Origin of the sequence: Natronoflexus pectinivorans (assembly GCF_004345615.1) — a bacterium.
Classification (GTDB): domain Bacteria; phylum Bacteroidota; class Bacteroidia; order Bacteroidales; family Marinilabiliaceae; genus Natronoflexus; species Natronoflexus pectinivorans.
Genome location: NZ_SLWK01000006.1, coordinates 40383 through 53244, shown reverse-complemented (window position 1 = coordinate 53244; position 12862 = coordinate 40383). Strand labels below are relative to the sequence as shown.

General features: G+C 37.9%; 10 protein-coding genes and 1 tRNA gene. 2 read left to right on the top strand and 9 right to left on the bottom strand.

All coding sequences use genetic code 11. The annotated features are described in order from the left end of the window. Positions 1 to 126: 126 nt before the first annotated feature. The 5 genes from EV194_RS09475 to EV194_RS09455 form a co-directional block, all read right to left on the bottom strand. Positions 127 to 1233, bottom strand: a complete 1107-nt coding sequence (locus EV194_RS09475) for a glycosyltransferase (protein ID WP_132433802.1) — start codon at positions 1231 to 1233, stop codon at positions 127 to 129. A gap of 11 nt (positions 1234 to 1244) precedes the next feature. Next, positions 1245 to 2024, bottom strand: coding sequence for a radical SAM protein (locus EV194_RS09470; protein ID WP_132433801.1), 780 nt, complete (start codon positions 2022 to 2024; stop codon positions 1245 to 1247). A gap of 50 nt (positions 2025 to 2074) precedes the next feature. Then, positions 2075 to 2806 carry an SOS response-associated peptidase gene (locus EV194_RS09465; RefSeq protein ID WP_132433800.1) on the bottom strand — a complete coding sequence of 244 codons (732 nt, stop codon included), beginning with the start codon at positions 2804 to 2806 and terminating at the stop codon, positions 2075 to 2077. Positions 2807 to 3186: 380 nt separating this feature from the next. Beyond that, the gene (locus EV194_RS09460; protein ID WP_132433799.1) at positions 3187 to 3954 is read right to left on the bottom strand and encodes a LytR/AlgR family response regulator transcription factor; all 768 of its coding nucleotides are present in this window, start codon (positions 3952 to 3954) and stop codon (positions 3187 to 3189) included. Positions 3955 to 3966: 12 nt separating this feature from the next. Then, positions 3967 to 5811 (bottom strand): sensor histidine kinase, encoded by a 1845-nt coding sequence (locus EV194_RS09455; protein WP_132433798.1) that lies wholly within the window; start codon positions 5809 to 5811, stop codon positions 3967 to 3969. A gap of 233 nt (positions 5812 to 6044) precedes the next feature. On the opposite strand from EV194_RS09455, the gene EV194_RS09450 reads away from it, so the two are divergent. Together EV194_RS09450 and EV194_RS09445 are read left to right on the top strand one after the other, a co-directional pair. Further along, positions 6045 to 6118: transfer RNA gene (locus EV194_RS09450), tRNA-Cys, on the top strand. A 158-nt stretch (positions 6119 to 6276) separates the two neighbouring features. Continuing rightward, a complete protein-coding gene (locus tag EV194_RS09445) occupies positions 6277 to 7749 on the top strand; it encodes a sodium:solute symporter family protein (protein ID WP_132433797.1) in 1473 nt (490 codons plus the stop codon). Positions 7750 to 7758: 9 nt separating this feature from the next. Here EV194_RS09445 and EV194_RS09440 read toward each other — a convergent pair whose 3' ends face one another. The 4 genes from EV194_RS09440 to EV194_RS09425 all read right to left on the bottom strand — a co-directional run bounded on the left by EV194_RS09440 (position 7759) and on the right by EV194_RS09425 (position 12798). Beyond that, positions 7759 to 9003, bottom strand: a complete 1245-nt coding sequence (locus tag EV194_RS09440) for a hypothetical protein (protein WP_132433796.1) — start codon at positions 9001 to 9003, stop codon at positions 7759 to 7761. Continuing rightward, positions 9000 to 10172, bottom strand: coding sequence for a glycosyltransferase (locus EV194_RS09435; RefSeq protein WP_132433795.1), 1173 nt, complete (start codon positions 10170 to 10172; stop codon positions 9000 to 9002). Before EV194_RS09435 ends, EV194_RS09440 begins: the two co-directional genes overlap by 4 nt. 98 nt (positions 10173 to 10270) lie before the next feature. Beyond that, entirely contained in the window at positions 10271 to 11482 is a 1212-nt protein-coding gene (locus EV194_RS09430; protein WP_132433794.1) for a glycosyltransferase family 4 protein, read from the bottom strand. Between the two features lie 59 nt (positions 11483 to 11541). Further along, positions 11542 to 12798 carry an oligosaccharide flippase family protein gene (locus EV194_RS09425; protein ID WP_132433793.1) on the bottom strand — a complete coding sequence of 419 codons (1257 nt, stop codon included), beginning with the start codon at positions 12796 to 12798 and terminating at the stop codon, positions 11542 to 11544. Positions 12799 to 12862: the final 64 nt, after the last annotated feature.

Below are 12862 nucleotides of genomic sequence, written 5' to 3'. Positions count from 1 at the left end.
ATCAAAAATGTTTCAATACGGTTAAGGCTGAACACCTTGATCCCTGTCAGCTTTTATATGTAGTTTGTGGCGAAAGGTTGTTTTTATTTGACCAAACTTCAAAAATTCATGACAAATGACTATTGGTCAGGGAATGGATAGTAGAACAGATTTAAGAATGTCATTCCTTTTAAACATGCGCTGATCGTTGATATTAATACTGTTTATGTATTTTTTGATATTTTTTGCATCAATCGCATTTTGTTTCACAACAAAATGACGAGGTCGATTATATTCAGAAAGGTATACTTGTTCAGTTTGCCCCGGTGTTGGAATCAGCAGTGCTGATTTGTTTACAAACCATAAATCCATGATGGTCGTATAGCCTGATCTGGTTATAATGTATGGAGTTTCCCTTATGAGTTGTTTTATTACATTTCGTGGTAGATGATTGATTCGTCGGATCAATGAATCCGACTCTGATTTTTCATCATCTGAGTGATTTTTTAATTCCGGTTCGCCTCTCAGAATAATGACTTTCATTTTAAGACTCTGTAGTAATGGATAGAGTCGCTTTTCCAACATTGTTTTTTGAGGTTCAGGCCCGGAAAGGATGACGAGAATATCGGTTTTCAATGTAGATTGATTCAATTCATCATCCTGAAACATGAAATCTGAAAGGACACCTGTAATCTTTGTCATTGCCGGAAGGGGATACTTAAAAGCGAGGTCGCCGGCGAAAGATGATCCGGGAGGATTATCGGGAATCCAGCACTCATTAAATTTCTCCACCAGAGATTTGATAAATCGGTGAACCGGGTACTCCATGAATCGACTCCAAACCGGCAATTTTAGCATCAACTGGTGCGTAATGATGATGCTCATCACTTTACTGTGACGAGCGCCATAACGGTTGTCTGAAATAATGCATTTGGGGTTGTGTTTATTTACCAGTTGCGCAATCAATTTACGCTCTGCAAAATACCATTTAATCCAGGTTGGGATTTGAAAAAGCAATTTTGGGATCAGTAGCCAACCATATTTTGTGTAGTTGATTTTTGGTCCGGGAAAATACTCAAATTCCAAATCCGGGAATTCCTGGCTTAAAAACTTTTCTATTTTAGGATCCGTGGCAACAATAACGCGGTGTCCGGCTTCTTTCAGAAGCCGGATTATTGGAATGTCGCGGGCGGCATGTCCCAATCCCCAATTGAGTGGGCAAACAATCACCGGTTTTTCCTGATTTTGCCTCATCTGGAAGTAAATTATTCGGAAACTTTTGTTTTTAAGCCGGCGGCTCTAACCATCTCAGCAATCTCGTTCAGTCTGCTTAACGGTACTTTCTCAAGGGTGTTCACCGGCGTGTCGCGGGCAATGGTGTACACCATGACTTCCGACGGAGCAATGAATTTTAATAGATTAATCCATGGGAAAACCTCTTCATCGGTGCTGTTATCAATGGCTGTGCCATTGAATGTTCCTTTTACAAACAGAGTCTGGATGATTACATGCCCGTTGAACTTTTTCAGGTTCTTTACCGTTTCTTCCAAGTCGAAGCGTCCCTGTGGCCGATCGAGTAGCCTGATGGTATCGCAATTGGCTGAATCCAATTTTTGTATGTTGTCTTCTATCTTTAAAAGTGCATTAAATACAGCCGGTGAGTGAATTCTGGTTGCATTGGATAAAACGGCAATTCGGGCATTGGGGCTATATTTGTCCCTGAGCAGAATGGTGTCATCTATTATTCCGGGAAAATGGGGGTGCAAAGTTGGTTCTCCGTTTCCGGCGAATGTGATAACATCCGGCGGATTGTTTTTAGAAATCATGTTCTTTAATTGCACTTCCAGTTCATCGTACACCTCATCCCGCGAAGGCAGCGTTGAAGCAGGAGCATCCTTCCCCGGATTAAAACCGCATTCACAATAAATGCAATCAAACGAGCACACTTTCCGGTTTCCCGGCAATAAGTTTATTCCTAACGAAACCCCTAGCCGGCGACTTTTTACAGGTCCAAATATGATATCATCAAAAAGAAAAGTAGGCATGATGCTTTTTGTACAAAGATACTGTTTTTGATAAGAACGGTTCTGAAATTTTAAAACAGGAGTGAATGGTTTATAGGGTTCATGGCATCAGGGGTGTTTCTGTTTCCAATAGGACTGTTTAAGTGAGTTGAAACCGGATGCGCCTGCATCCCGGATTCGGGAAATGGCCTCATCATTTGTTTTATCTCCTCTGTTACTATATCCGGTTTTACCCAATTCTTTTCATCATCCCGCGAAATTATAAGCGGCATACGTTTCTTGGTGTTATGAATATCTTCCATCATGGGATTGGCTGCGGTGGTAAGAATACTGAATGAGTGAATTATCTTGCCTTTGGGTTGTATGAAAACATCATAGAGACATCCAAGTGAGAACAGATACTGGTTTGAAGGGTAGATGTAGTAGGGATACTTCTTTTTATTGATGGTTTTCCATTCGTAAAATCCATCAATTCCCAACAGGCACCTTTGTGAGTTTAGGGCTTTTCTGAATGATGGCTTTTCAAATGCCGTTTCACTTTTGGCATTTAACGTCATTTTCATGATTTCCGGAATTTTGTTTTCATCTTTTACCCAATGGGGAATTAATCCCCATTGGCTGAAGTGCAAACCATCGTTTGCTATTACTGGCAAAACAGGATGCTCAAAACCGCTTACGAAATAGTAAACCGGCATGTCTTTCTCAACCAATTTGCTGCTGGGCAAATCTTGCGGCAGGAGGGGCTCATAACGTTTAATATAATTTGCCAACCTTTTTTGAAGAAATGCAATGTTGTAACACATGGAATGGCTTTTTATTTCGTCTTGTACAAGTATACTTATAAAACTACGTTTTACAATTGGGGAAATGGGCGGCAAATTGCGATACAAATTCCAGCAAGAGACTGTTTAAACTTATAATAAATCTACATTGAAGATTTTTAGTCCCGAATTACTCGGGATTAGACTGATAGACAAGATAAACAAAAAATAAGATTTATCTAATTATCTTTCTCAGCTACTTTATCTATCTAATCCCGAATGCCTCGGGATAACAGTCTTCGGGTCTACAACATGTTTTATAAAATAAATTTAAACAGTTACTAAACATACCAAACTTTTATTGGTTCCACTTGACGAGACACGTTTCATTTGCTAATATTTCAATAAAATGATATTACACCTTAGCTCAAATCAATCCACTTTTTTATCTGGGCTTGAAAACTTCTTCCGGAATATAGCTTTGTTCTAAACTTGTCATTCATGATAAACACATACTTGCAGTTAAAGTAATTTTGTAATTCTCTAACAGATTTTTTATTGACTATTATGGATCGATGTATTCTAATGAATGAGTTTGGCAGCTTTTCTGCCAATTCTTTTAACGGCTTTTCGGTAATATGATTTTCACCATGAACTGTTTGAATTTTTACATATCTCTCATCAGCTTGAAAATATGAAACATCATCCAGTTTTACAAAAAACAGCTTGTTCCCCTTTTTTATTGTTATTGAGGTTATTTCAGGCTCCTTTATTTGCTCTTCAAACTGTTTAATAAGATTCAACAATCCTTTGTGATCCGCTTTGGTTGTAAATCGCTTTAGTTTATCAACAGTCTTAGCGAATCGTTCTGAACTAACGGGTTTTAACAGATAGTCAAGGCTATTGGTTTCAAAGGCATCCAATGAATAGTGGTCATAAGCCGTGCAAAACACAATTGTTGGGATACTAACTAATTGCTTAATGAGCTCAAAGCCGTTCATTCCGGGCATTTGAATATCAAGAAACAGGAGATCGGGGTCTAAGCGGTGGATTAATTCCAAACCCCTTTTGCCATTTTCTGCTTCCCCAATTATTTCAAAAGTATTTGGATATACAGCCAATAGTTCTTTTAATCTTTGCCTTGCGGGTTCTTCATCATCGATGATAACGGTTTTCAATACTTTCTCCATAATTGCTTTTACTTATATCGTTGAATTAACTTCAATAGTAACCATTTTTTGGGGTTCATTTTGCCAACTAAATTCAGCTTTCCCTTTATAGTATAGTTGAATGATGTCCTGAACGCATTTTAATCCAAAACCACTGACTAATCCATCGGGAAAATCGGGGCCATTATCTTTTACACTAATTAAAAACCCACCATCAGATTTTTTGACTGATAAATATATCTCTCCAACTCCTTCTATTTTAGAAATACCATGTTTTACCGCATTTTCAACTAATGGCAGAATGAGGTTCCGAGGTATCTCTATGCTTTCCGTAACAGCATCAATGTGTATTGAATAATTTAATCGGTCGGTGAATCTTATTTCCTCAATTTCAAGATATGCCGAAGCCATTTCCACTTCTTCACGAATGGTGCTATATTGTTTTGAAGTTCGATCTATGTTATATTTGAATAAATCGGATAATGCCACTGCCATTTTTTCTGTTTTGTCGGGATTAATATGAGCCAATCCAGCAATTGAATTTAATGAATTGTATAAGAAATGAGGATTTATTTTGGCATTCAGTGACTGCATTTCAGCTTTAACCTTTAAGTCCTCAAGTTTTAGTAGCTCAACATCCTTTTGACGAATAGTAGAATCTCCTACCTCTTTTATATATAACAAAAACCCACGACCTAAAGCTACAACAAAACCAAATGTTATAAAATTTATCAACATGGCTGTGCTAAATCCGGGAATTGTAAATCTCAGAATGAAGGAAGGAATGCTTATAATTATAAAAAAGAAAATAACTTTTAAAAATGTCTTTGTATTAAAGGAGCTATATGGACGAATAAACAAAAATTCAGCACCATACAATATTGTAGCCAAAAGGACAGAAACAATCAGAAATGCTAATGAGATTATGATATTTGTACTTAATCTGTACACTCCTATTGATGCAATATGTTGAAGTATCCAATGTATTATTACAAAAGTAGCACCTAATATCAATGCTATATTGATGTAGCCAATATATTTGTATTTATAATTCCTGAAGAGTAATGTCTTATAAAACAATGCGATGACTAACAATGTTATTATGAGAGAGATGAGCGTTTTAATAGAATTATATTGATCCTTATAAAGGAAAGCTCTGTAATATCTGCGCGAATAATTATCGATTAGATAACGTTTAAACTTTTCATCAAAGTCCTTAGAATAGAGTTTTTGAATCAGGAACTTATCAACTTCAGAGAATTCTGTACCATAAGGCTCATAGTCAAACCCATTAAATACGGCATTAGGGAAAAAAGTACTTGCCTCTTTCGGCCTCCCTTTTATGGTGCATAACGACCGTAATACAGCAAATTCGATATATCTTTTTCGTTCTGCGAACGTTACTGAATCACTCAATTTAATATGGATGCCTTGCATGTATATTTCAGGTTGATATATTCCCTTAAATCCAGTATAGAAGATCTGGTTACCATTAATGTTTTTTGAACTTCTAAAATCACGATTTGAGAACATCGGAGCTTTATTAATTCCCAGAAATATTACTTCTTCTGCAATATTTATTTCGGGGTTCTCATATGTTGACCGTAAAAACTCAATTTTTCTGTCAGGAATTAGTTTTTGGAGTACTTTAATTAAATCATTCACAATAACACTATCATCGCTGCAATCGGTTGTAAGTTGTATATAAATGTTTTTCTGAAACTTTGATGCAATGTCATTTTGTCCATCAAACAAACGATCTTTAATAAATCTCCAATACGTCTTTTCGGTATGGGGATCTATCTCTAACATGCTTGCTTCGAGCTGAAAAAAGCAGGCAAATACTAATAGTACAGAAATTAGAGCTCTTGTTTTCATAATTTTCAAGTGTGAATTTAACCTTTTGTTTCATACACAAAAGAATATATTATTGTTTTTACATTAATATTAAATCGGATAAACTGCAAATGTCTGCGATGAATTGCATGAATCGACCTGTTCCATCCACCCCTTCTTACAAAAAGCAATCTCATCAATTCAAAAAACTTTCAAGATAGATGCGAATAAAATCTGATTTATAAAATAATTTTGTATTTTTGCACACGCAAAATGGTCGGTTGGCCGAGTGGCTAGGCAACGGTCTGCAAAACCGTCTACGGCGGTTCGAATCCGCCACCGACCTCCATAACAGGACACTTCGTAAGGAGTGTCCTGTTTTTGTTTGACGCACTCTTTTTTGTTCTCCCCTATCATTGACACGTTAAATCTCAATTTTATCTGCATAAACCGGGAAATTCTTTTATTTTTATGGCCGAAATTCTCAAACAGTAAAAAATAAACACAATGATATTTTTCTGGGTAGTAATAGGATACCTGATTGTATTAATGGGTATTTCCGTGTGGAAAAGCTTCATGGTGAAAAACCAGGAAGACTTCATGGTTGCGGGGCGCAAGGTTTCAACGCCTAAACTTGTTGGAACTCTTTTGTGTACATGGCTGGGCTCGGGGAGTCTTTTGGCCGGTGCAGGATTGGCCGCCAACGTTGGGTTTGCAGAATTGTGGATGGCCGCCGGTGCATGGCTTGGAATCATCATCGTTTTCTTCCTTGCCGGGAAGGTACGACGCATCGCTGAATTTACCGTTCCGGACATCCTGGAACTCAGATATAACAAATGGGCCAGAATTCTTGGAACCATGGTGATTGTGATTGCTTATACAACCATTGTAGGATATCAGTTCAGAGCGGGTGGTTTTGTTCTGGATCTGGTGGCCGGCATTCCCGAATGGCAGGGAGTGTTGTTAACAGCTGCCTTCATAGTTGTTTTTACCGCCTTTGCAGGAATGCTGTCCATTGTTTCGGTAGACATCATAAATGGAACGGTAATAACCATTGCCATTGTTATTGCGGCCCCCATTGTCTTTTTCAGCATTGGAGGCAGCGAACACCTCACTGCCACGCTCGATCCTTCACATTTCCAGATTTTCGGGGACAAAAGTTTTTTCTGGGCCATGGGGATTTTTCTCCCAACATTTTTCCTGTTACTCGGAGAATCCAATATGTACCAAAAGTTTTTCTCTGCAAAGAATGAAAAATCGGCAAAAAAAGCCGTAGTGTGGTGGGTAATAGGAACCATTATTGTTGAAACAGCTCTGGCCAGTCTGGCCATATTTGCATTTAGCCATTTCAACGCATTAGACGCCATGTCCGAATTTTTCCTCGGTAGTGAAAACTCAGAAAGAATCATCCTGCATACTGCTCGATACAGCACCGAAGTAGGCCTGCCTATTTGGGCTGGTCTTCTATTGATTATGGCATCTGTTGCCATTATCACTTCAACAGGAAACAGCTTTCTCCTTACCCCATCTACCAATCTGACACGGGATATTTACCAGAGATTTATCAATCCCAATGTTTCCGGACAAAGAATTATTTTGATGCAACGCATCATGGTGGTTTTGCTTGGGATAATGGCCTACCTCCTATTAACTCAATTCTCAACCATACTGGCCATGGCTTTAACAGCATACACCATGGTAGGCGCAGGATTGACCCCGGCTTTGCTGGCTGCATTTTTATGGAAACGGGTGACTGTAGCCGGCGGTGTCGCATCAATCGCCACCGGTATGGGTGTTACACTTTTTATCACCATTACCAATTCGGTTATGATGAGCCTAAGCGATACCCAGCTTCTCAATGAGCAGTACATCATTTTGCCAGCAGCAGCTCTTTCAATTACAGTATTGATTGTAGTATCATTGCTAACCCCTCCCGATCCGAAGAGTAAATGGGGAAGGTTTTATGAGAAGGGGGTGTGATGTCGGCTTCTAAGTTTCATGGCTAATTTCTGTGGACTTTTCATTCTCCTCTGGAGACCTGTTGAATGCCACAGAAATTAGTGTTCCGAGGAAATAAGCAAGGATTCCACTCTCCAGTACATTGGTAAAGATTCCATAAACAAAAATAAAAGTGGCCATCATCAATAAATTGATATAGATGTCGCTTTCTTTTAATTTAAATATCCTTCGAAGTAATATCGCCAATAAAACGATAAACGGAACACCAAATACAATGAGAACATATAAATAGAGATTATCAACCGGATTATAATTCTCCGGGTTATATATCATTGAAGCGACTCCAACATTACCGGCTCCCTTTCCGGTTATATAATCATTCCAATGAGCAAAATTTTCCATAGCCTCTGGCCAAACATCTGTGAGTCGCATCTCAAATGACAAGAAAATGACCCGCATCACGATGTCATACAGATCTAAATCATACATTACCCATAAAGTACTGATTGGCAATACAATCCCAACCATTAAAGACATGCCCAATGTGGCTTTGAAACCAAAATTAAATAAGAATCGGGACATCCACCCGGCAATAAACAACAAAGCTAAAACAATATATACCAACATCACTCCTTTCGTGGTGGAAAGGCTAACGACAAAGAACGAGGCAAGGAATAATAAAAAGTATGCAAAATGATTAATCCTGCCATATAAAAGAATTAAGAAACAGACCGTTAATATGGCAAAATTATAAGAAGTTCTGGCAAAACCTGATAACCGCTGGATACCCAAGGACGCCCAGCTTCTGCTTGCTTCAATTTCAACTCCTCCAATCTCGTATGAAAAGCCTTTCCATGGTAATTCACCCATCCACTCCATTATAACACCAGCTGATAAAATAAATATCATGATCAGTGCGAGTCTTTTGATCAGGATGCTTCTATAAACAAGGTCTCCGGTTTGTATGCCAAAAAAGAAAGGAAAAAAAACGTATATGGCAAATAAAGCAGGTGTTAGCTGCCCTAGGTTCAGGAATCCTACAACACTGGAAATTATTACCATAACAATTATCGCTATGGACGAGAAATATGGAGTGCGTTTCAGCTCTGCCCAAAAATTGAACACAACGTATATTACTATCAGAAAGATTGGGACATAAGTGAGCGCCACTAAATTAATCGATGCTAAATAATAGCGGATAATAGCATCCAGACTCTCCTTCAAAAGAAAAAGAGCCAGAATTATTATTCCTGCATTTTTAAAACTTAAATTCACCCTAGTATCTTTTTTATCATTTCCAAATATTGATTAGTAACAACATCCCTATCAAAATGATGTTTACACAATCTATAATCATCATCATTAAATTTCAGTTCTTGTTCTGCACATGTCTTTAATAACTTCTGCAGCGCACCTTCATCTGATGGATCATACAGAGAAAGATTCCCAAATTCGACAAGTTCAGTCATCCCTCCACTCTTCGCAGCTATCACATAAACCCCGTATTGCCATGCTTCAATTACAACCCGGCCAAATGCTTCTTCAAGTATTGATGGAACGATCAAATAATCAATCTTTTCATAAAACTTTTCGGAAGATACAAACCCTAAAAATTCTATGTTTGAATTCTTAACAGATGCCTTTATGGCTTTTACATATTGTGGTTCTCCATCTCCTCCAACCAATAGTTTATGTCGAACATTGCAATTAAATGCAGCATATTCCTCAATTAAATAACCCAAACCCTTCTCATCACAAAGTCGTCCAAAATAACCAAAAGTAATTGAATCTTTGGTTCTTTCTTTTACGTGATCTCCATTAAACGCAACGCTATTAGGAATTACTTTACATACTTTATGATGAATAAAATAATCAGCATTAAGATGTCGCTGTAAAATATAGTTACTGATGCCTATAACTCCGTTGATATTTTTACTTAAATTTTTCTTTGGCAAAGACATTAAACGACACCTCAAACATTGATTTACACAACGTTTACCATCGGTAAACATTGTTCCTTTGGGACAAAGTAATGCATGATCCCTTAAAACATGTATCACGGGGATCTTTTTCCTTTTAAAAAATTGCCACACCGAAACAGAAAAGCCAGGCAAATTATTGGATAAAACAACATCCGGGTTAAAGCCATCTATTATTTTTTTATAGGAGGTAAAATAAAACGGGTTAAACATGTCAATAAGGTGCCATATCATTCTAAGAATAGAAGGATATTTCTTTACCTCCAAAAAAGGGATGATATTTCGGGTTTTAAAATATCGAACATTAACACCATTTATAGTTGCCTGATTATTTAAATTACTGTTGGATAAAACCAACACCTCATGCCCACGGTTAAAAAACCCCTCGCAAAGTAACTGAACAGATTTTTCAGCGCCACCTTGAAAGTCCGGATAATACAATGTATTTACCACAAGTATTCTCATTCCTGATTTTTTACCTCATTTTGTCTGAAATCCTTTGCTTTATAAACGTACTCTTTCCGAGATATAAACGACCACATATGTTGACTCTGAAAATATAACTAAAGAAACCTTCTCTTTAGATAAATATATGGTTTAAACGTATTTAAATAATAACGCCATGAGCGTGATCTTTCGTATCTTTCACATAGCTCAAGCACGTTCTTTTTCTTCAGTTCATCAATAAAAGCAACATTCTCAAACAATTCATATAAAATAAGAGAATTTTTATTCCAATCGAGTTCTTCTACAGCGCGGTTACGCGCGTTGTTACCCATCTGCTTTACATGCTCCGGGTTTTCTGCAAATTCAGAAATGATCTCCGCCAAATGATTTTCATCGCATATGGATTGTGGCCAGTAATAACCATCACCTCTGTATTTCTCCTCTTTTACTCTAACTAAACTTCCAGTTTCATTACTTTTAACAAATTCTGACATTGGCCTTTCATTGGTAGTTATTACAGGCAAACCACATGACAAAGCTTCCGCAATGGTAAGGCCGATCCCCTCCAGGCGAGTAGGATATACATACACATCTCCCATATGATATAAACCGGGAGCTGAAACGGTTTTTTGAATGATTTCTAGCTTCCCATTATCAACTATCTTTTTGATGACCGGGGTTAATTTCGGGAAAAACTCTGACAGGTCAACCTGGGTATGAACGACTGCTTTAACGTACTCATTTTTCACCAAATCCATTGCCTTTATAAACAGATCAGTCCCTTTACGCAAGGGGTTCATACCTGCTGAGTGGAAAAAAATCATTTTCTCACTATCTTCCACCCGCTTTTTCAAAGGTTTGTATAATTCAACATCCGTTCCCCATGGAACGAAGTAACTTTGGGAATGGTTCTTAAAGACACTGAAATGTTTTTGGGTATTACAGATTAAGAAGTCGTAAGCAGAAAAAAACTCTGCTGTCTCTTTGGTATAATAATCTATATATGCACCGGCTGGAATCTTCATTTCATGACACCATAGAAGTGGAGTCCAAATCTGTTGTTCGTTGAACAACAGGCAGTCAATCCGATTCTCTTTAATCCAGCGCAAAAAATCATTTTTGTTTATTTTTGAAGAGACCAACATAGGGTTTCGTTTACCCCAATAAACATTCTCATGATTCCATTTAGGATCATTTTTGGCATATGCTTCACCACCACGTGCATATATGAAAACATTATGCTCCTTCTCGAGAACCTCCATAAACTGTCGGGACACATAAGCTGCTCCTCTTTCAAACCATGTGGTAACGATTCCTATGTTTCGCATCTTCTTATTTATCTCTTCTTAATTAAAGTTTTTTATAAACAGGATTAACTATGGTGTGTCTATCTTCGACTAAGGCTTCGTTGTACATACCAACTCTGCCATAAGGTGTGCAAAGCATAGGCAATAAGATGAGCCAGAGCCAACGCCATACTTCCATAACCACGCCACAGGAACAACTGCGCAAAAAACAAAAAGGCCAAAGCCCAACCAAAATTAAAAAACACTCCAAGCCAAACCTTCCCCTGACTGTTTAATGCCTGGCCTACTACACTGTTGACAGATGCCAAAATGCTCGATAACATCAAAACGACTAACACAAACTTGCCTGATACAAAGCTTTCACCATAAGTTTCCATGATCATGCCGCTCATTAATGAAATGATTAAAGCCACAATGGAAGCCACAGTAAAATTAATCGACACATTTAATTTTAAAATTTTATAGTAATCACTGAAGTTTTGGAGTGAATGGAGTCCGCTCAAAAACGGAAGTGATACCTGCGCGACAAGCGCAGGTATCATTAATACAAAATTTCTCCAGGTAAAAGCGGCGCTATAAATCCCCATTTCACCCGTTCCTGCGTATTCAATTAATAATGCATTGCCTAACCATGCTACGGGGACAATTAAAATCCCATTTACAGCAGCGGGAAGACTAAATTTGAAAAAAACACCCCGCAATTCGATGTAATCACGAATTCTGAAAACAAAAATTTCAAACCCATTTATTCTGGCATTACTTACGATTAACATCAACAAATTAATCACCAAACTAACCCCATACCCTGCTATTGCTCCGGACAAACCTGCATACCAGGCACCGACTACTTGCAGAACCAAAGAAAAAAAGGCTGTTCCGATGTTAATAAACGCCAATGGCCTGAATAGTTTTCTCCCCGTGAGAATTCCCTGAAAGCATCCATTCAGGGAACTTATAACAATAATCAACCCGGCTATTCTGACTTCATTTATGAGGGTTGTATCATTGCTGATAAAAGTTGAAAGAGGTCCGGCAAATACAAAAACAAGAAGTCCAAGCAGTAAGCCTGTAAAAAACGATGTATATATTGAAAACCTTGAAACCTGAAGAAGTTTCCCCTTAAGGTTTTCTGCCAGATACTGGCTGACAAATTTGGATGCCGTTAAACCGATGGCATCTCCCCCGAAAACGACAAACATCAGGATGGTAGACTTAATGAAGCCATATTCACCAAATGTCTCTTTTCCTAAAATGCGAGCAATTATTATGGAAGCCAACAGTAATGCAAAACGAGAAAATCCGCTGCCAAGGATTGTCCAGAAGGCCCCTTTTATCATTGGGACTGAATTTGATCCGGCAATATTCCTTATTCGATGAATTACGTTAACCACTTTTTTCTAA